Raw genomic sequence first — 18,548 nt, 5'->3', positions numbered from 1 at the left:
GTTCGGGGGCGGGAGCCGGGGCGGGCTCGGGAGCGGACGCGCGCTCGGGAACCGCCCGGGAACGCTCCGCCCACCGCCTCACCAGGGGACGTACCAGCTCCCCTGCCAGCAGATAGAGCAGCAGGTAGAGCGAGAGAGCCATCCACATGAAGCCGGGCCAGGCGAGGATTCGCTGCAAGAGGAAGGGCGCACCGGCCCGCTCGGCCACGAGCGCCGCGAACATCAGCAGCGGTCCGGCCACGAAGAGCACCGTGCCGGCGCGCCGGGCGGGCCCGGGTCCGGCCGTGGTGTCACGGACCAGTCGCCGCCACGCGTACCAGTGCAGCCCGGCGAAGGCCGCGAGGACGGCGACGACCGTGAGCACCATGAGGACGATCACGGCTATGAAGTTCTGCGCAGAGCACGGACTCCACGGAACCCGATGGTCCCCACCACCGTCCCCAAGACAAAGGAGACAACGGCGAGCGTCAGGTGCACCCAGAAGTACCCGGTCGGGTTGTCCGCATCATCGAAGGCCAGCCCACTGCCGTCCTTCCACAGGTTCTTGACGAAAGTGATCCAGATGAACCAGCTCCACACCCCGAAGGCGAGCAGGAACCAGGAGACCGGTCGGCTGAGCTTCATACGTTCAGTATCGCGAGGCTCTCTGGCGCACCGCCGCCGGGGTGGGGACGACGGGACACAGCGCACCTCGGCGGCGGCTCCACCGGTCCGGCCCTGTACGTTCTCGTCCGTGCCTGCCTCGAAAAAAGCCGCCATGCTGCTCGCTGCGGCGACATTGCTCACCGTGTCGACCACCGCTCCCGCCTTCGCGGACGACAAGCCCGGCGACAAGGACCAGCCGAAGCCGCCCGCCTCGATGTCCAAGGTCGGCGGCGTCCAGCTCAGCAAGCCGGGCACCCAGGTGAGGCTCAAGTCCGGCGCACCCGTCCTGCCCAAGGAACTGTCGGCGCGCTCCTGGATCGTGTCGGACGCGGAGTCCGGCGAGGTCCTCGCCTCGCACAACGCACACTGGCGACTGCCCCCGGCGAGCACCCTCAAAATGCTCTTCGCAGATACGGTTCTGCCCAAGTTCCCCAAGACGCAGAAGCACAAGGTCGAGCTCTCCGACCTGGCGGGCATCGGTGCGGGCAGCAGCATGGTCGGCATCAAGGAGAACGAGACGTACACCGTCCACGACCTGTGGCTCGGTGTCTTCCTGCGCTCCGGGAACGACGCGGTGCACGTCCTCTCCGCGATGAACGACGGCGTCGACGAGACCGTCAAGGACATGCAGAAGCACGCCGAGGACCTCCAGGCGCTCGACACGCATGTGGTCTCCCCGGACGGCTACGACGCCAAGGGGCAGGTCTCCTCCGCGTACGACCTGACGCTGTTCGCCCGCTCCGGGCTGCAGAAGAAGGACTTCCGCGAGTACTGCTCGACGGCCACCGCCAAGTTCCCCGGGGAGACCAAGAAGATCACCAAGGGGAAGGACAAGGGCAAGACGAAGCGCGAGTCCTTCGCGATCCAGAACACCAACCGCCTGCTGACCGGTGACATCGGCATCAGCCCCTACAAGGGCATCGCCGGCGTCAAGAACGGCAGCACCACGAACGCGGGAAACACCTTCACCGGTGTTGCCGAACGCGATGGCAAGGTTCTTCTTGTCACCGTCATGAACCCCTCCTCCGGAGAACCGCACGCGGTCTACAAGGAGACCGAACGGCTCTTCGACTGGGGCTTCAAGTCCGCGGGCAAGGTCGACCCGGTGGGTGAGCTCGTCGCCCCGAAGGGCACGGCCACGGGCGGCGCGGGCAAGGGCGCCCCGGGCAACGGCGGCGGCGCGGCCGAGAAGGCGGCGCACGCCTCCGAGAGCGGGTCGAGCGGCATGGGCACCGCCCTCGCGATCACGGGCGGTGTGCTCGTGGTGCTCGCCGCGGGTGTCTTCGTGATCAGGCGCCGGATGCCGCTGCCGGGCCCGGCCGGCCGTCGCGCGCGTCAGGACTGACGGAGGGCGCCTTCTCCGGAGAGGGTGTTTCCTCCTCCGGGGCGGGCGTTTCCTCTTCCGTACGTGATGCCTTCTGCGTCGCCGTCCAGGCGGCGCAGAACAGCAGCAGCTTCGCGGTGAAGTTGATCCACAGGAGCAGTGCGACGGGCACTCCGAAGGCGCCGTACATGCTCTTCGCGGCGACGCCCTTCATATAGCCGCCGAGCAGCAGCTTGAGCAGTTCGAACCCGGCCGCGCCGATCAGCCCGGCGGTCACGAGTTCGCGCCGGTGCGGCTGGACGCCGGGCAGCAGCGTCAGGACGTAGAGCAGCAGCAGGAAGTCCGCGAGGACGGCGACGGCGAACCCGATGACCTGGAGCAGCACGGCGCCCCAGCCCTTCTCGTCGATGCCGATGACGTCGGCGGTCCAGCCGACGGCGGTCGAGGCGAGCGCGGACGCGGCGAACGAGGCGAGGCCCGCGCCGCCGAGCCCGATGAGCACCCCGGCGTCCTTGACCTTGCGCAGGACGGGGTTCTCCTCCTCGTCCTCCAGCTCCCAGACGGCCCGCAGGCACTCCCTTATCGAGCCGACCCAGCCGATGCCGGTGAAGAGCAGCAGGGCGCCCGCGACGAGGCTGATGGTGCCCGCGTTGGCGATCAGGGCGTCCAGGTCCAGCTGGTCGGAGATGCCGGGGACCTGCTCGGAGATCTTGTCCTCGATGGCGTTCTGCTGCTTCTTGGAGAGCGTCGCCGCGGCGACCGCGGCCGCGACCGTGAGCAGCGGGAAGAGCGCCAGGAAGCTGATGAACGTCATGGCGGCCGCGAGGCGTGCCCAGTGCACGCGGTCGAGCCGTTCGTAGGCCGCCCACGCGTGCGTGCGCATGCCTTTCGCCACCAGCGGCCCGATGCCGGGCAGTTTCTTCAGCCAGTCCATGACGCCTCCGTGCCTGCTGTCCTGCCCGAGGTCCTGCCCGTTGATCGGAAGACCAAGGTCCGGGTACCCCAGAACCGCAGAACTGTGGCGAGTGCCATACCGATTCCGGCGCCGGAGATCGTGTCCGCGCGCTGGGAGGTGAGGCCGAGTCCGTAGTGGGACACCGCGAGGCACATGAGTTGCACCAGGGCTCCGGCGATGTTGACGGCGAAGAACACCCCGTACTGGCGCAGCCGCGAGACCTCGGCCGTCTTGTCGCGGTAGGTGCCGAGCGCGTTGCCGGCGTAGGCCACCGAGCAGCCCGCTACGAAGGAGAGTGATTTGGCGGTCAGCGGATCCAGGCCCACCGGTCCGCGCAGCCAGATGAACAGGCCGAGGTCGGCGGCGTACGCGCAGATCCCGGCGGCGGCGAAGCCGAGCAGTTCGGGCCCGAGCGACCGCAGCCGCTCACGCAGGTGGTTCAGACGCACGGGCGGCCACTCCTTGGAGAGTCGCGTCGGGAAAGCAAACTCACCAGTCCGCGACCGCGAGTCCGTACATCGCGAGCCAGACCAGGCCGATCACGGCGAGCGCCCTGTCCCGCAGGACGACGTCCTCCGGTTCGCCCGCGGTGCCCCGGTCGGCGAAGACGGCGTAGCGCAGGATCGCGAGGATGAAGGCGACCATGGACAGCTGGCGCCAGGGCAGCAGGCTGCCGTTGGCGGTGCCGCCCTCCTCCATGGCCCACAGGCAGTAGGCGAGGACGGCGACCCCGGCGGCCAGCTGCCACACGAAGCGCAGATAGCCGGTGGTGTATTCGGTGAGCAACGCGCGCGTGGCGCCCAGTTCCCCGGAGCTCGCGGACATCTGGACGGCCTCCGAGTAGCGCTTGGCGGAGACCATGAAGAGCGCGCCGAAGCCCGTGGTGATCAGGAACCACCGCGAGAGCGGGATCTCCAGCGCGAGCCCGCCGATCATGGCGCGCATCAGGAAGCCGGTCGTGACGATCGTGAGGTCGACGACGAGGACGTGCTTGAGGCTGACGCAGTAGGCGAGTTGCATGCCGACGTACGCGGTCAGGAGCGCCGCTGTCAGCGGGTTGCACAGGACGGCGGCGGCCACGGGCGCGAGGACGGCGAGGACGCCTCCCGTGGCGTACGCGACGGGGACCGGCACCTGTCCCGCGGCGACGGGCCTGCGGCACTTGGTGGGGTGGGCCCGGTCGGCGTCCGCGTCGCGCGCGTCGTTGATCAGGTAGACGGCCGACGCGGCGGCCGTGAACAGCGCGAAGACGATCGCCACTTGCGTCAGGGCGTGCCGCGAGAAGAGCTCGCCGGCGGCCGCGGGCGCCGCGACGACCAGGATGTTCTTCACCCACTGGCGGGGGCGCGCGGTCTTCAGGAGGCCGAGCGGCAGACCGACCGGCCCCGGCGGTGAGTCCTGAGGCCGGCGAGGCCGCTCCAGGACTGCGGAGATACGTTCAGGCATCGCTGCCTCCGTTCATCCAGGCAGCACCCACGCGCGCGGTGAGCGCGCCCAGCGCCGCGCCCGCGGCCACGTCCGAGGGGTAGTGGACGCCGACGATCATGCGGGAGACGCACATCGCGGCGGCGAGCGGCGGGACGAGGTGGGCGCCGACCGGACGCAGCGCGCCGTAGGCGACGGCCGCGGCGGCGGCCGAGGTGGCATGTGAACTCGGGAAGGAGTGGCGGCCCGCGGTGCGCACGAGAGGCTCGATGCCGATGTGACGGCCGGGGCGCGGGCGGCGGACGACCCGCTTGACGCCCATGCTGGCCAGGTGGGCGGCGGCGGTGAGGGCGGTGCCGCGCAGCCAGGCGCCGCGGCGCTCACGGTCGACGGCGGCACCCGCCAGGCCCGCGGCGATCCAGAGCGCGCCGTGCTCACCGCTCCAGGACAGGGCACGCGCGGCGGCCGCCACGCGCGGGTCGGTGCCGCAGTCGCGCAGGGCCGACAGCAACCGGTGGTCCATGTCGTGCATGTGGCCTCGTTTTCGAAGACATTTCGAGAGCTGGGCATCTCGACTCTTCTAGGCAACCCACTGATAATTCCGGCAATGTTGGCTGACACTCCATCAATCACCCATTTCGGTGAGGGGTGGGACGGTTTAGAGCGAAGCTCACTTCTTCGGGCGATACGGTCGCTTTCATGCCTGCCGACTCCCCCGCCGATTCCCTCGCCCCCGTCCCCGCGTCGCCCTTCGTGTCCGTCTCCGGCTGGGGCCGCACGGCGCCGACCACCGCCCGGCTGGTCAGACCCCGTACGCACGAGGAGGCCGCGGCCGCGGTGCGCGACTGCGGGGAGCGCGGCGGCATCGCCCGGGGCCTGGGCCGCGCCTACGGAGACGCCGCGCAGAACGCGGGCGGCGCCGTCTTCGACATGACGGGCCTCGACCGGGTGCGCGCCATCGACGCCGACGCGGGCACGGTCGTCTGCGACGCGGGCGTCTCACTGCACCGCCTGATGGAGGTCCTGCTTCCCCTCGGCTGGTTCGTGCCGGTGACTCCGGGGACCCGCTATGTGACGGTCGGCGGGGCGATCGGCGCCGACATCCACGGCAAGAACCACCACGTCTCGGGGGCGTTCTCCCGGCACGTCCTCGCGATGGACCTGCTCACCGCCGACGGCACGGTCCACACGGTGGCGCCCGGCAGCGCGCTGTTCGACGCGACGGCGGGCGGCATGGGCCTGACCGGCCTGATCCTGTCGGCGACCATCCAACTGCAGCCCGTCGAGACGTCCTTGATGAGCGTCGACACCGAACGCGCGGCGGACCTGGACGACTTGATGGCCCGCCTGGCCGCCACCGACCACCGCTACCGCTACTCGGTGGCCTGGATCGACCTCCTCGCGCGCGGGGCGTCGATGGGCCGCTCGGTCCTGACCCGCGGCGACCACGCTCCCCTGGACGCCCTCCCGGAGCGGGCACGCGCGCGGAGAGCGCCTCTCGCGTTCCGTCCGGGACAACTCCCCGCCGCCCCCTCCTTCGTGCCGGAGGGCCTGCTCGGCAAGGCCTCGGTGGGGCTCTTCAACGAACTCTGGTACCGCAAGGCGCCCCGCTCCCGCACCGGCGAGCTCCAGAAGATCTCCACCTTCTTCCACCCCCTGGACGGCGTCCCGCACTGGAACCGCATCTACGGCCGCGGCGGATTCGTGCAGTACCAATTCGTCGTCGGATACGGCAAGGAGGACGCCCTGCGCCGCATCGTGCAGCGCATCTCCGAGCGCGGCTGCCCGTCCTTCCTCGCCGTACTGAAGCGCTTCGGAGAGGGCGACCCCGGGTGGCTGTCCTTCCCGATGCCCGGCTGGACGCTCGCGCTCGACATCCCGGCGAACCTCCCCGGTCTCGGCACCTTCCTCGACGAACTCGACGAGGAGGTGGCCGCCGCCGACGGACGCGTCTACCTCGCCAAGGACTCCCGGCTGCGCCCCGAGATGCTCGCCGCCATGTACCCGCGGCTGGACGACTTCCGCGCCCTGCGGGCCGATCTCGACCCGCGCGGCGTGTTCCGCTCGGACCTCTCCCGCCGCCTCGCCCTCTAGGAGACCGGTACTCATGAAAGACGCCTTCGGCACCCCTCAGTCCCTGCTCGTCCTCGGCGGCACCTCCGAGATCGGCCTCGCCACCGCGCGGCGCCTGGTCGCCCGCCGCACCCGCACGGTGTGGCTGGCCGGCCGCCCCTCGCCCGACCTGGAGAAGGCCGCCGACGGACTGCGCGGCATGGGCGCGGACGTGCACGTCGTCCCCTTCGACGCGCTGGACTCCGAGTCCCACGAAGCGGCCCTCGGCAAGGTCTTCGCCGAGGGCGACATCGACATGGTGCTGCTCGCCTTCGGCATCCTCGGCGACCAGGCCCGCGACGAGGACGAGCCCCTCGCGGCGGTGCGCGTCGCCCAGACCAACTACACCGGCGCCGTCTCGGCCGGCCTGGTCTGCGCCCGCGCCCTGCAGTCCCAGGGGCACGGCTCCCTGGTGGTGCTCTCCTCGGTCGCGGGCGAGCGCGCGCGCCGCTCGAACTTCATCTACGGCTCCAGCAAGGCGGGCCTCGACGCCTTCGCCCAGGGCCTCGGGGACGCCCTGCACGGCACCGGGGTGCACGTGATGGTCGTCCGCCCCGGGTTCGTCCGCTCGAAGATGACGGCGGGCCTGGAGGAGGCGCCCATGGCGACCACCCCGGAAGCGGTGGCAGAAGCCATCGAGACCGGGCTGCGGCGGCGCTCGGAGACGGTGTGGGTGCCGGGCGCGCTGCGGGTGGTCATGTCGGCGCTGCGGCACGTGCCGAGGCCCGTGTTCCGGCGCCTGCCCGTCTAGGGGGTCAGCCCTTCGGCGGCTCGTACGTGGCGATGGCGGGCAGGGTCAGCGGGTTGCCGCTCTGCATCACGTAGACCTTGCCCGCGCCGACGAACTTCCTGGTGCCCGGCACCGGCACGATCGGCTCGAGCCACAGCTGCTGCTTGCCCTTGGCCGTGACCTCGCCCCCGGCGGGCAGCCGCGGCCAGGTCGGCTTGACGCAGCGGCCCTCCGGAGAGCGATAACGGCCCACTCCGAAGAGGAGGCCTCCGTCCTCTCCGTGCGCGGCGATGCCCCTGGAGAGGCACGGGTCCTCTTGCGCGCCCTTCTGTTCGTGCCAGCGGGAGCCGTCCCAGCGCAGCAGGATGTGCTCCTCGGAGGGCTCCTTCTCGGCCTCCCCGTGATTGAAGCTGTGCGAGCCGTACGCCCACACCTCCTTCGCGGAGACCGCCGCCACGCCGTGGAGCGACGCGCCGGGCTCGGGCGGGACGGGCTCCGGGAAGCGGTAGTCGGGCGTCCGCGTGAGCGTCCAGGTCCTGCCGTCCCAGTGCATCGCCGCGGGCTGGTTCAGCTCGCCGCCGTCGCCGCCCACTCCGGGGCCGCTGGTGCGGAAGCCGACCGCCCACAGGTCGTCGCTGCCCGTGCCGTCGAGAGCGGTCGCCTCGGCGGGCAGCGTGTGCGGGTTCCAGCGGCTGCCGTCCCAGTGCAGGACCTGCCGCTCACCGCGCACCACCCATACGTCGTCGGGGGCGAACACCTTCGTCGCGGTGACGGCTCCGGCGACCGGGGGCCGCGGCACGCGCTGCCAGCGGGAGCCGTCCCAACGGGCCGCGCTCGCCCCGGAGTCGATACTGGAGGCGAAGAGCCACACGTTGGCCGGCCCGGAGGAGTCCAGCCGCGGCTGGAAGATGTTCCCGTCGAGCTCGGCGGGCGGCTTCTGCCGCTGCCAGGCGCCGTCTACGTAGTGCAGCAGGTACTGGCCGTCGGGGTCGCTCATGTCGCCGTTGCGGCTCTCGTACCCCGCCGCCCAGATGTCGTCGGCGGATGTCGCGGTGACGGCGGTCAGTTCGCCCTTGGCCGCCTTGTCGACGCGCTCCAGCTTCCAGGAGCCGGCCCCGCCGGGAGCGGCGTCACCGCCCGAGGGACGGCCGGTGGGGGACGTGCGGGCGGAGCCGTCGTCCGTGCCGCAGCCCGACACGGCCAGAACCAGCACGGCCAGGATCGCGGCAGCCCTCCTCATGGGCTCCCCTGGCGCTTGAGGGTGACGACGACCGCCTTGACGGTGGGCGATCCGGCCTGCGTGACGTCGACCTTGCCGACGCCGAGGACCTTGTCGGTGCCCGGTACCGGAATGATCCGCTTGAGCCAGAGCTGCTGCCCCGACTCCGGGCGCACACCGGCGGCCGTGGCGGGCAGCCGGCGCTTCTTGATCTTGGTGCAGGTGCCGTCGGTGGTGAGGTGCCAGTTGCCGTTCATGAAGAAGCCGCGATGGCCGTCCCGCATCACGGGGGTGCGGTACTCACATGCCCCGGGGAACGGCTCGGAGTCCGTCCAGCGCGAGCCGTCCCAGCTCAGCTGAACGCCCTCCGGCTCCGGATCGCGGACCTCCTCGCCGTCGTACGCCTTGTAGGAGTGCCTTCCGTGGACACGGGCGTACGTCTTGGAGACGACGTCGACCCCGGTGAACTCGGCGTACGGCTCGGGCGGCACCGGGTCGGGGAAACGGAACGTGGGGGTCTTGGTGAGCGACCACTCCTCGCCGTCGAAGTGGACCGCGGCGGGCTGTCTGGCCTCGCCACCGGGGCCGCCGACGCCCGGCCCCGTCGTACGGGCGCCGACCGCCCACACGTCGTCCCGGGCCGAACCGCCGAGGGCGACGATCTGCTCCGCCGGCAGGGGCGTCACCGTCCAGCGGCTGCCGTCCCAGTGCGTCACCTTGCCGTCGTCCTGGAGCACCCACACATCGTCCGGGGCGATGACCTCGACGTCCTTGATCGGACCGGCCGGACCGTCCTTCACGGGCCCCCACCGGGTGCCGTCCCAGAGCGCGTACCGCGCGTTCTTCGGGGCCGCAGCGCTGTTCTCCGTAGTGTGCAGCCAGATACCCGCCGACCCGAGGGACTCCAGCCGCGAGAGGAAAGGTTTGCCCTTGATCGGCATCGGCTCGCGCGACCACTTCTTGCCGTCGAAGTGCAGCAGGTGCCCCTTGGCGAGCCGCCCGTCGTTGGTGTCGCCGCGGTCGCTGCCCAGGACCCAGACGTCGTCCGGGGCCATGGCGGCCCCGTCGATCAGCTCGCCGTCGGCGGCGTCGATGCGCTCGTACTCCCAGGAGAGCCCCGTCGCACGGGGCTTGGGCTTCGCGTCGGTGTCCTTGCCGGGCCGCTCCGTCCCACAGCCCGCCGCGACGACGGCGAGCAGAACGGCGGCAGCCGCCGGCCTCCGCACTCTGCGCATGGTCCCCCCACCACGATCGGCCGGGGGCGCCCCCGGTCAGCGAGCGGGCAGCGTACCCCGGGCCGCGGGGGCCGGGGCCTGAGGGGGCACTACAGGGCCGCCGAAAACGAACTCGCGCAGCTTGCGCCAGACGGCGTCGGGGCCCTGCTCGTACAGCGCGAAACCGGTGCAGGGCCACTCGGCCTCGTACTCGGAGAGCTCCTCGTACGCCCGGTCCATGGCCTCTTCGGAGATGCCGTGCGCCACCGTGACGTGCGGGTGGTACGGGAACTGCAGCTCACGCGCCACCGGCCCCGACGCGTCCCGCACGCGCTCCTGCAGCCAGCCGCAGGCCGAGGCGCCCGCCACGACCTGCACGAAGACGACGGGCGAGAGCGGACGGAAGGTGCCCGTCCCCGAAAGACGCATCGGGAAGGGCCGCCCGGCCGCCGCGACCGAGAGGAGGTGCGCCTCGATCGCGGGCAGCGCCGACGCCTCCACCTCGGTGGGCGGCAGCAGGGTCACGTGCGTGGGGATGCCGTGCGCCGCGGGGTCCCCGAAGCCCGCACGCCGCTCCTGGAGCAGGCTGCCATGTGGCTCCGGGACCGCGATCGAGACGCCGATCGTTACGGTCCCCACGTCGTACTCCTGTCGTCGTGTCGATGGGCAGGGGTGCGCCGCCTGGTGGGCAGCGCGGGTACAGCTGTTCCGCTCGGTGCGGTGGCTCAGTGCTTGGCGGGCAGGAAGCCCACCTTGTCGTACGCCTGCGCGAGGGTCTCGGCGGCGACGGCACGTGCCTTCTCCGCGCCCTTGGCCAGGATCGAGTCGAGCGTCTCCGGGTCGTCCAGGTACTCCTGGGTGCGGTTCCGGAACGGGGTCACGAACTCGACCATGACCTCGGCGAGGTCGGTCTTGAGCGCACCGTAGCCCTTGCCGACGTACTTCTGCTCCAGTTCCGCGATACCGGTGCCCGTGAGCGTGGAGTAGATGCTGAGCAGGTTGCTGACGCCCGGCTTCTCCACCACGTCGTAGCGGATCACCGTGTCGGTGTCGGTGACGGCGCTCTTGACCTTCTTGGCGGTGGCCTTGGGCTCGTCGAGGAGGTTGATCAGGCCCTTCGGCGTGGACGCCGACTTGCTCATCTTGATCGACGGGTCCTGAAGGTCGTAGATCTTCGCCGTCTCCTTGAGGATGTACGCCGACGGCACGGTGAACGTCTCGCCGAAGCGGCCGTTGAAACGCTCGGCGAGGTCACGGGTGAGCTCGATGTGCTGGCGCTGGTCCTCGCCGACCGGGACCTCGTGGGCCTGATACAGCAGGATGTCCGCGACCTGGAGGATCGGGTACGTGAAGAGGCCGACCGAGGCGCGGTCGGCACCCTGCTTGGCGGACTTGTCCTTGAACTGCGTCATGCGGGAGGCCTCGCCGAAGCCGGTGAGGCAGTTCATCACCCACGCGAGCTGGGCGTGCTCGGGCACATGGCTCTGGACGAAGAGCGTGCAGCGCTCCGGGTCGAGACCGGCGGCGAGCAGCTGCGCCGCGGCGAGTCGCGTGTTCGCGCGCAGGTCCGCGGGGTCCTGCGGAACCGTGATCGCGTGGAGGTCCACCACCATGTAGAAGGCGTCATGGGACTCCTGCAGCGCCACCCACTGGCGCACCGCGCCCAGGTAGTTGCCGAGGTGGAACGAGCCTGCGGTGGGCTGGATTCCGGAGAGCACACGGGGTCGGTCAGAGGCCATGGTCCCCATTCTCTCAGGTGACTCTCATAGCTCGGAAACAGGTGTGTGACGGGTGGGAACCGATCGGGCACGGCCGGTGTATCAAAGGTGTGAGGACACAGGGGGAGGTCCTGGAGGGGGGCCGCGTCGTCGACGAGGGTGCGGTGATCGCCCGTGTACGCGCCGGAGAGGCCGAGGCGTACGCGGAATTGGTACATGCGTTCACCGGCATCGCCCTCAGGGCGGCCGTGGCACTCGGCGCGGGATCGGACGCGGAAGACGTGGTGCAGCAGGCCTTCTTCAAGGCGTACTGCTCGCTGGGGCGATTCAGGGACGGCGCGTCGTTCAAGCCGTGGCTGCTCGCGATCGTCGCCAATGAGACGAGGAACACAGTGCGTTCGGCGGTCCGGCAGCGGTCGGTCGTCGGACGGGAGGCGGCGCTCGCCGAGGCCGAACCGCTGATACCGGAGTCGGCGGACCCGGCGGTGGCGGCCCTGGAGGGCGAGCGCCGGGCGACGCTGCGGGCCGCCCTCGCCCAGCTCAGCGACGAGCATCGCAAGGTCGTCACCTACCGCTATCTCCTGGAAATGGACGAGGCGGAGACGGCGGAGGCGCTCGACTGGCCGCGGGGCACGGTGAAGTCCCGGCTGAACCGCGGGCTGGAGAAGCTGGGCCGGCTGCTTCGCAAGGAGGACAAGGAGGGAGGTGAGGAGCGTGAATGAGCGGCGCCGTAAGGACGGCCCCGGCCGGGACGACGAGGTGGCGCGGCTCCGCGAGGAGCTGCTGTCACTCGGCCGGTCGATGGACGTGCCGGACCCGGAGGGTGCGGGGGCGGAGTCGATGGCCGAGCGGGTCATCGCGCGGATACTCGCGGAGAAGGTCCCGGCCCCGGTGGCCCAGCCGCCCGGCCCCGCCGAGCGGCTGCGCCGGCTGCGGCGCGGGCTTCGGGCGCGGTGGCGTGCGGCGACGGCTGCGCTGTGCGGGCTGCTCACGGTGCTCGTGCTCACCCCTCCGGTGCGCGCGGCGGTCTTCGAGTGGTTCGACTTCGGCGGGGTCGAGGTGCGGTACGACCCGTCGGCGACCCCGTCGGCCGGGTCGGGCGTGCCCGGATGCGGTGACCCGGTGACGGCGGCACGGGCGCGGCGCCTGGCCGGTTTCACGCCCGTGGTGCCGAGAGCGCTCGGCGCGCCGGACGCGATGTCGGTGACGCGCGAGCCGGGCTCCCTCGCCCTGGTCAGCCTCTGCTGGCACGAGGACGGCCGGACGATACGCCTCGACGAGTACGGGGCGCTCCTCGACCCCGGCTTCGCCAAGACGGTGCCGGTGCTGCCCGAGTGGGTCGAGGTCGGGCGGGAGACGGGGCTGTGGTTCGCGCGGCCGCACCGGCTCACGCTCTGGATGGTGGACGGCGACGGCGAGCGCTGGCGGCGGTCGGAGCGGACGGCTGGGCCGACGCTGCTATGGACGCAGGGGCACGAGAGGCAGGGGCAGGAGGCACAGGGACAGGCGCTGACGCTGCGGCTCGAAGGGGTGGCGTCGAAGAAGCGGGCGCTGAAGATCGCGGAATCGGTGCCGCCGCATTCTGTTCCGACTGGCCGCCCCGAATCGGGAACCTGAACGGCTCGGGCGGTGTACCAGAAGTGAATCGGCACGGAAGGCCGTGCCGACGGGCGGCTGGGGGATCGGGCATGCGGACGGCAAGGAGCCTGTGCGGGTCTGCGGCGGGGCTGGGGACCGCGGCGGCGCTGGTGTTGGTGAGCGCGCCGCAGGCGGTGGCGGGCGGGCCGACGAGCGTTCTGCTGGTGGCGCCGGAGAGCACGCGGAGCGCGTCGCTCTACAACAACGACGTGAAGTACGACCAGCTGGAGCGCTGGCTGGAGCCCGCAGGCACCGGCGAGCCACCGGACAAGACCCCGCCGGGGCTCGGCATCGGCGAGGACAGCCGGCAGATCAACATCACGTGGATGGTCCACGACGTGCGGCCCTGGCGGGTCGACCGGGTCTATCCGCCGCTGCCGGCCAGGAAGGGGGCCGACGTCTGGGTGCACAGGTCGACGGACACCGAGTCCCTGAACGGCGACTGGTATCGCGCCAAGGAGCCGGAGCGCCTGGTGTCCCTGTTCAAGAAGCTCGGGCTCATGGGCAAGGCGTCCGTCGAGGGCAGCAGCGGGGTTCCACCCGAGACCGGGGAGTATCCGCCGCCCACGGCGTCCGAGGAGAGTGCGGACGCGCAGGCGGGCGCGGCGGGAGGCGGCGGGCCGGGCAGTGACGGTACGGACTGGTGGTGGGCGATACCGGGCGCCGGGGCCGGCGCGGTCGCCGCGCTGCTGCTGCGGAGGCCGGTGACCGAAGGCTGGGCGACGGCCGTGGCATGGCGCCGCCGCCCTCGGGAGACGGGGCCTCGGCAGGGGTTGCGCGACCTCTGACCGGCGGCGCCCCCACTGCCGCTGCCCCGCCACGGGGGCGGGACAGCGGCCGAGCGGCTGCGAGTGGGTGGCGGCCGCTGAGGGGCTGCGGCTAGGCGGTCGGGAGGCCCGGGGCCGGGTGGGCGGCCATCAGGTCGGCGACCTCGGACCGGATCTTCGTCAGGGCGTCCTCGTCACCGGTGCGGGCGGCGGCGACACCACGGTCGATCCAGTCGGCGACGGTCGCCATGTGCTCGGTGCCGAGTCCGCGGGAGGTGAGGGAGGGCGTGCCGATGCGGACGCCCGAGGGGTCGAACGGCTTCCTGGGGTCGAACGGCACGGTGTTGTAGTTGACGACGATCCCGGCCCGGTCGAGGGCCTTGGCGGCGACCTTGCCCGGGACGTCCTTGGGGGTGAGGTCCATCAGGATCAGGTGGTTGTCGGTGCCGCCGGAGACCAGGTCGAAGCCGCGGGCGAGCAGGGCGTCGGCGAGGGCCTTGGCGTTGGCGACGACCGCGTGGGCGTAGTCGCGGAAGGAGGTGCGGGACGCCTCGTGGAGGGCGACCGCGATGGCTGCGGTGGTCTGGTTGTGCGGGCCGCCCTGGAGTCCGGGGAAGACCGCCTTGTCGATGGCCTTGGCGTGCTCCTCGCGGGACATCAGCATCGCGCCGCGCGGACCGCGCAGGGTCTTGTGGGTGGTCGTGGAGATCACGTCGGCGTGCGGCACCGGTGAGGGGTGGGCGCCACCGGCGATCAGGCCGGCGATGTGCGCGATGTCGGCCACCAGGACCGAACCGGCCTCGCGGGCGATCTCGGCGAAGGCGGCGAAGTCGATGGTGCGGGGGAGGGCGGTGCCACCGCAGAAGATCAGCTTGGGGCGTTCCTTGAGGGCGAGGTCGCGGACCTCGTCGAGGTCGATCCGGCCGTTCGTCTCGGGGTCCGACGTCTGGCGCACGCCGTACTGCACGCCGCGGAACCACTTGCCGGTGGCGGAGACGCCCCAGCCGTGGGTGAGGTGGCCGCCCATCGGCAGGGCCATGCCCATCACGGTGTCGCCGGGCTCGGCGAAGGCGAGGTAGACGGCGAGGTTGGCCGGGGAGCCGGAGTAGGGCTGGACGTTGGCGTGCTCGACGCCGAAGACGGCCTTGGCGCGGGCGATGGCCAGGCGCTCGACGGGGTCGATGTTCTGCTGGCCCTCGTAGTAGCGGCGGCCGGGGTAGCCCTCGCTGTACTTGTTCTGCAGGACGGTGCCGGAGGCCTCGAGAACCGCGGCGGAGACGTAGTTCTCGCTGGGGATCAGCCGCAGGGTGTCGGCCTGGAGCTGCTCCTCGGCACCGACGAGGGCGGCGAGTTCGGGGTCCTCGGCGGCGAGGGCGGGATGGTGCCCGGCAGAAGAGGAAGGAGTGGAAAGGGAAGAGAGAGTCATGGCGTCCTCCGGGGCGAGCGGTGAGTGTCCGGTCGTGGTCCCGGGGTGCCCAGGCGGTCGGCACCTCGAAGGTTCTGCCTCACACGGCTTCCTCGGGGTCCGTTCCCCGTACGCCAGTCGCCGTGCTGTAGGGGTCACCATAGCTGGCACGCCGACACGGCAGGTTTCTTCGTCCGCGATGCGAGCGACGATAGAACTTGGGCGCCACATCCGCCCCACGCCGCAGGACGATCGGAGAACCCGTGTCGACTACGTCATCTCCCCTCACGCCCTCGTCATCGTCGTCGACCGCACCGTCGCCGACGACCGAGGAGTTCATCGCCTCGGCCGAGGCGCACAGCGCGCACAACTACCATCCGCTGCCCGTCGTGGTCGCCTCGGCCGAAGGGGCGTGGATGACCGATGTCGAGGGGCGCCGCTATCTCGACATGCTGGCCGGGTACTCGGCGCTCAACTTCGGACACGGGAACCGCCGGCTGATCGACGCCGCCAAGGCGCAGCTGGACCGGGTGACGCTGACCTCGCGGGCCTTCCACCACGACCGGTTCGCCGAGTTCTGTACGCGCCTGGCCGAGCTCTGCGGCAAGGAGATGGTGCTGCCCATGAACACCGGCGCGGAGGCCGTGGAGACGGCCGTGAAGACCGCGCGGAAGTGGGGGTACCGGGTCAAGGGGGTGCCGGACGGGCAGGCGAAGATCGTCGTCGCGGCCGACAACTTCCACGGCCGGACCACGACCATCGTCAGTTTCTCCACCGACGAGGAGGCGCGGGCGGACTTCGGGCCGTACACGCCGGGCTTCGAGATCGTGCCCTACGGCGATCTGGAGGCGCTGCGGGCCGCGGTCACGGACAACACCGTGGCGGTCCTGATCGAGCCGATCCAGGGCGAGGCCGGAGTGCTGGTGCCGCCGGCCGGATATCTGCCTAGGGTAAGGGCGTTGACCCGGGAGCGTGGGGTGCTCTTCATCGCGGACGAGATCCAGTCGGGGCTCGGCAGGACGGGACGCACGTTCGCGTGTGAGCACGAGGGCGTGGTGCCGGACGTGTACGTGCTGGGCAAGGCGCTCGGGGGCGGGGTCGTGCCGGTGTCGGCGGTGGTGGCCGACGCGGATGTCCTCGGGGTGTTCAAGCCGGGTGAGCACGGCTCGACGTTCGGCGGCAATCCGCTCGCCTGTGCCGTGGGGCTCGAGGTGGTCGCGATGCTGTCGACGGGTGAGTTCCAGCAGCGGGCCACGGAGCTGGGCGAGCACCTGCACGCCGAGCTGGGGCTGTTGACCGGTTCCGGCAAGGTGACGGAGGTGCGGGGGCGCGGGCTGTGGGCGGGCGTCGACATCGCCCCGTCGTACGGCACGGGCCGGGAGATCTCGGAGAAGTTGATGGAGAAGGGGGTGCTGGTCAAGGACACGCACGGTTCGACGATCCGTATCGCTCCCCCGCTGGTGATCACCAAGGAGGATCTGGACTGGGGGCTCGATCAGCTGAGGGCGGTGCTGAGCTAGACCACGCGCCGGGGGCGTTCGCGGGACGTGTGTCGGGAGGGTTCGCGGGACGCGTGTCGGAGGTGTTCGCGGGGCGCGTGCCGGTGTCCGTTTCGGGACGTTCGCCCCTGGCCGGGGCTCGCGCCATCGCGTAGATTTGCTCCTCTTTTGTCCTGATGGGTGAGAGATGACGAGTAGGTCTGTGCGGCAAGGTGGGGGTCCGGTGAGGGTGGGGCTCGGGACGCGGGCGTGGCATTGGTTGGCTCTGGTGGCGGCGGCAGCGGGGCTGTTCGTCGCCGGCCAGGCCGCGTTCGGCGAGGAGGACAAGGCGCCGCGGTATGTGAAGGACGGGACCGCCGATCTCGAACTGACGGTCACCGGACGGCCGATCCCGGAGACGTTGGCCGTCGCCGAGCAGGCCGTGGTGCGACTCAAGGAGCGGGACGCCGAGGGTCTGGCGGAACTGGCGCGGGAGAGCGGCGGGGCCGAGTCGACCGCGCGGGACTGGGTGAAGAAGTGGGGGGATGCCGCGCAGAAGCCGGTGGTCGTGGATTTCGACAGCGACACGATCGACACGTGGTTCGTCGAGTTCCGCTTCAAGGGCGAGTCGAAGCCGTTGTCCGTGGAGCTGAGGCACAAGGGGGCGGGTCGGGGCGACACGTCCCAGGGCATCGGCATCGTCATGACCGAGGGGTACTACGACAAGTCCTAGCGCGGGGCGGCGGCCGGGTGGGTCAGGCCTCGGTGTCGGCGGCGGTGTCGGCGGCGGTGTCGGCGGCGGTGTCGGTGGCGGTGTCGGTGGCGGTGCCCTTCTCGTAGGCCGCTTCGAAGGCCGTGGCGCCGAGGGAGGCGCGGAGGCGGTGGGTGGCCCGGTCGACGTCGGCGCGTTCCGCGAGAGGCAGGGGTGCGCCTTCCGACGCGCGGATGCGGGCGGCGGTGCCGAGGAGGCCGGCGGCGTAGGTGTGGTCGTCCGGGTCGGTGGTCAGGGAGCGGGCGCCGGCGAGGCCTTCCAGGGCCAGGGCGACGGCGCGTTCGTCGCCCGTCGTGCGGGCCACGGCCAGGCCCTCGCGGTGGAGGGTCTCGGCGCGTGAGGCGTCGCCGCGCTGTTCGGCGGCGTAGCCGAGGTGGGCCAGGATCAGGGCGGCGCCGGAGTCGACGCCGAAGCGGCGGTTGAAGTCGAGCCAGGGAAGCAGGAGTTCCTCGGCGGTGTCCAGGTCGCCGCGGTGGCGGGCGCCGATGGCGAGGCCCGTCTCGGCGAACTGCTGGGCGGGGCGGTGGGACTGCTGGGCGGCCAGGCGGGCGGCGCGACGGTGGAAGTCGGTGGCGGCGGAGTCGTCGCCGGTGAGGAGGGCGAGTCTGCCGAGGCGGGAGAGGCGGAAGGAGACGTCGGTCCAGAGTTCGAGTTCCTCGGCGCCGCGCATGCCGTCGCGCTGGAGCCGGGCGGCGGTGTCGTAGTCGGCGGCGATCTCGGCGAGGACGCCCAGTTGTTCGGAGGACTGCAACTGGCCCCAGCGGTCGCCGAGTTCGGTGAAGAGGGCGGCACTGCGGGTGGCGTCGTGGCACAGGGCCGGGAGGTCGCCGCGGTAGAGGGCACGGGTGGCGCGGGTGGAGAGTGCGGCGGCCTCGCCCCAGCGGTCGCCCGCCGCGCGGAACTCCGCGAGCAGGGCGTCGACGCGGGCGGCCTCGCGGGGCGTGTGGTCGAAGCCGCAGCGCGCGAACGCGAGCAGCCAGCGGGAGCGGGCGTCGGCAGGGGTGGTGGTGGCGCGCTCGCACGTCCTGCCGTGTGCGCAGCCGTCCTCGCCGGTCAGCAGGGCGAAGGCGGCGTGGGCCGAGGCGGCGGCGGTACGGAGGGAGGACAGGGAAGGGGGCTGGGAAGGGAACTGGGAAAGGGAGGGGG

General features: G+C 71.6%; 18 protein-coding genes, 2 pseudogenes and 1 riboswitch. Of the genes and pseudogenes, 8 read left to right on the top strand and 12 right to left on the bottom strand.

The window, feature by feature from the left end:
• Positions 1-379, bottom strand: a pseudogene (locus tag AOK22_RS17065) (metallophosphoesterase); the annotation flags it as partial.
• A gap of 2 nt (positions 380-381) precedes the next feature.
• Positions 382-624, bottom strand: coding sequence for an SCO4848 family membrane protein (locus AOK22_RS42780; RefSeq protein ID WP_055566125.1), 243 nt, complete (start codon positions 622-624; stop codon positions 382-384).
• A 109-nt stretch (positions 625-733) separates the two neighbouring features.
• Between AOK22_RS42780 and AOK22_RS17055 the strand changes: the two genes are divergently transcribed.
• The gene (locus AOK22_RS17055; RefSeq protein ID WP_055699518.1) at positions 734-1,990 is read left to right on the top strand and encodes a D-alanyl-D-alanine carboxypeptidase family protein; all 1,257 of its coding nucleotides are present in this window, start codon (positions 734-736) and stop codon (positions 1,988-1,990) included.
• Here AOK22_RS17055 and AOK22_RS17050 read toward each other — a convergent pair.
• Genes AOK22_RS17050 through AOK22_RS17035 form a run of 4 tightly spaced genes read right to left on the bottom strand, consistent with a single transcriptional unit; the run spans position 1,935 to position 4,881 of the window.
• Positions 1,935-2,903, bottom strand: a complete 969-nt coding sequence (locus tag AOK22_RS17050) for a YihY/virulence factor BrkB family protein (RefSeq protein WP_055699517.1) — start codon at positions 2,901-2,903, stop codon at positions 1,935-1,937. The two genes, AOK22_RS17055 and AOK22_RS17050, sit on opposite strands and share 56 nt — an antisense overlap.
• The gene (locus AOK22_RS17045; protein ID WP_425264039.1) at positions 2,891-3,373 is read right to left on the bottom strand and encodes a GtrA family protein; all 483 of its coding nucleotides are present in this window, start codon (positions 3,371-3,373) and stop codon (positions 2,891-2,893) included. The genes AOK22_RS17050 and AOK22_RS17045 overlap by 13 nt, the downstream gene beginning before the upstream one ends.
• Before the next feature lie 40 nt (positions 3,374-3,413).
• Positions 3,414-4,370 (bottom strand): decaprenyl-phosphate phosphoribosyltransferase, encoded by a 957-nt coding sequence (locus AOK22_RS17040; RefSeq protein WP_055699516.1) that lies wholly within the window; start codon positions 4,368-4,370, stop codon positions 3,414-3,416.
• Positions 4,363-4,881, bottom strand: coding sequence for a phosphatase PAP2 family protein (locus tag AOK22_RS17035; RefSeq protein ID WP_055699515.1), 519 nt, complete (start codon positions 4,879-4,881; stop codon positions 4,363-4,365). The genes AOK22_RS17040 and AOK22_RS17035 overlap by 8 nt, the downstream gene beginning before the upstream one ends.
• Before the next feature lie 167 nt (positions 4,882-5,048).
• Between AOK22_RS17035 and dprE1 the strand changes: the two genes are divergently transcribed.
• Together dprE1 and dprE2 are read left to right on the top strand one after the other, a co-directional pair.
• Positions 5,049-6,443: a decaprenylphosphoryl-beta-D-ribose oxidase gene (gene dprE1, locus AOK22_RS17030; protein WP_055699514.1), complete on the top strand. Its 1,395-nt coding sequence runs from the start codon at positions 5,049-5,051 to the stop codon at positions 6,441-6,443.
• Between the two features lie 13 nt (positions 6,444-6,456).
• The gene (gene dprE2, locus AOK22_RS17025; RefSeq protein ID WP_055699513.1) at positions 6,457-7,212 is read left to right on the top strand and encodes a decaprenylphospho-beta-D-erythro-pentofuranosid-2-ulose 2-reductase; all 756 of its coding nucleotides are present in this window, start codon (positions 6,457-6,459) and stop codon (positions 7,210-7,212) included.
• Between the two features lie 4 nt (positions 7,213-7,216).
• On the opposite strand, the gene AOK22_RS17020 is transcribed toward dprE2, so the two are convergent.
• The 4 genes from AOK22_RS17020 to trpS form a co-directional block, all read right to left on the bottom strand.
• On the bottom strand, positions 7,217-8,431 hold the full coding sequence (locus AOK22_RS17020) for a hypothetical protein (RefSeq protein ID WP_157872251.1): 1,215 nt from the start codon (positions 8,429-8,431) through the stop codon (positions 7,217-7,219).
• Positions 8,428-9,645 (bottom strand): hypothetical protein, encoded by a 1,218-nt coding sequence (locus tag AOK22_RS17015; RefSeq protein ID WP_157872250.1) that lies wholly within the window; start codon positions 9,643-9,645, stop codon positions 8,428-8,430. The genes AOK22_RS17020 and AOK22_RS17015 overlap by 4 nt, the downstream gene beginning before the upstream one ends.
• 36 nt (positions 9,646-9,681) lie before the next feature.
• Complete coding sequence (locus tag AOK22_RS17010) at positions 9,682-10,263, bottom strand: 2'-5' RNA ligase family protein (RefSeq protein ID WP_055699510.1); 582 nt, start codon at positions 10,261-10,263, stop codon at positions 9,682-9,684.
• An 86-nt stretch (positions 10,264-10,349) separates the two neighbouring features.
• The gene (gene trpS, locus AOK22_RS17005) at positions 10,350-11,363 is read right to left on the bottom strand and encodes a tryptophan--tRNA ligase (protein WP_055699521.1); all 1,014 of its coding nucleotides are present in this window, start codon (positions 11,361-11,363) and stop codon (positions 10,350-10,352) included.
• Between the two features lie 89 nt (positions 11,364-11,452).
• On the opposite strand from trpS, the gene AOK22_RS17000 reads away from it, so the two are divergent.
• From AOK22_RS17000 to AOK22_RS16990, 3 genes are all read left to right on the top strand, one after another.
• The gene (locus tag AOK22_RS17000; RefSeq protein ID WP_208606409.1) at positions 11,453-12,064 is read left to right on the top strand and encodes an RNA polymerase sigma factor; all 612 of its coding nucleotides are present in this window, start codon (positions 11,453-11,455) and stop codon (positions 12,062-12,064) included.
• Positions 12,048-12,959: a hypothetical protein gene (locus tag AOK22_RS16995; RefSeq protein ID WP_425264038.1), complete on the top strand. Its 912-nt coding sequence runs from the start codon at positions 12,048-12,050 to the stop codon at positions 12,957-12,959. Before AOK22_RS17000 ends, AOK22_RS16995 begins: the two co-directional genes overlap by 17 nt.
• A 71-nt stretch (positions 12,960-13,030) precedes the next feature.
• On the top strand, positions 13,031-13,768 hold the full coding sequence (locus AOK22_RS16990) for a hypothetical protein (RefSeq protein ID WP_063795280.1): 738 nt from the start codon (positions 13,031-13,033) through the stop codon (positions 13,766-13,768).
• A gap of 91 nt (positions 13,769-13,859) precedes the next feature.
• Here the strand turns inward: AOK22_RS16990 and AOK22_RS16985 are convergent, their stop codons facing one another.
• Positions 13,860-15,173 carry a serine hydroxymethyltransferase gene (locus tag AOK22_RS16985; protein ID WP_055699507.1) on the bottom strand — a complete coding sequence of 438 codons (1,314 nt, stop codon included), beginning with the start codon at positions 15,171-15,173 and terminating at the stop codon, positions 13,860-13,862.
• Positions 15,174-15,213: 40 nt separating this feature from the next.
• A riboswitch (ZMP/ZTP riboswitch) is annotated at positions 15,214-15,304 on the bottom strand.
• A 186-nt stretch (positions 15,305-15,490) separates the two neighbouring features.
• Between AOK22_RS16985 and rocD the strand changes: the two genes are divergently transcribed.
• Both rocD and AOK22_RS16975 read left to right on the top strand, forming a co-directional pair.
• Entirely contained in the window at positions 15,491-16,672 is a 1,182-nt protein-coding gene (rocD, locus tag AOK22_RS16980; protein WP_055699519.1) for an ornithine--oxo-acid transaminase, read from the top strand.
• Positions 16,673-16,919: 247 nt separating this feature from the next.
• Complete coding sequence (locus AOK22_RS16975) at positions 16,920-17,363, top strand: hypothetical protein (protein WP_055699506.1); 444 nt, start codon at positions 16,920-16,922, stop codon at positions 17,361-17,363.
• Positions 17,364-17,385: 22 nt separating this feature from the next.
• Here AOK22_RS16975 and AOK22_RS16970 read toward each other — a convergent pair.
• Positions 17,386-18,548, bottom strand: a pseudogene (locus AOK22_RS16970) (AfsR/SARP family transcriptional regulator); the annotation flags it as partial.

This window comes from Streptomyces silaceus (assembly GCF_001419745.1).
GTDB lineage: Bacteria > Actinomycetota > Actinomycetes > Streptomycetales > Streptomycetaceae > Streptomyces > Streptomyces silaceus.
Note: the sequence above shows the minus strand (reverse complement) of the source record. Positions and strands in the feature narration are given on the sequence as shown.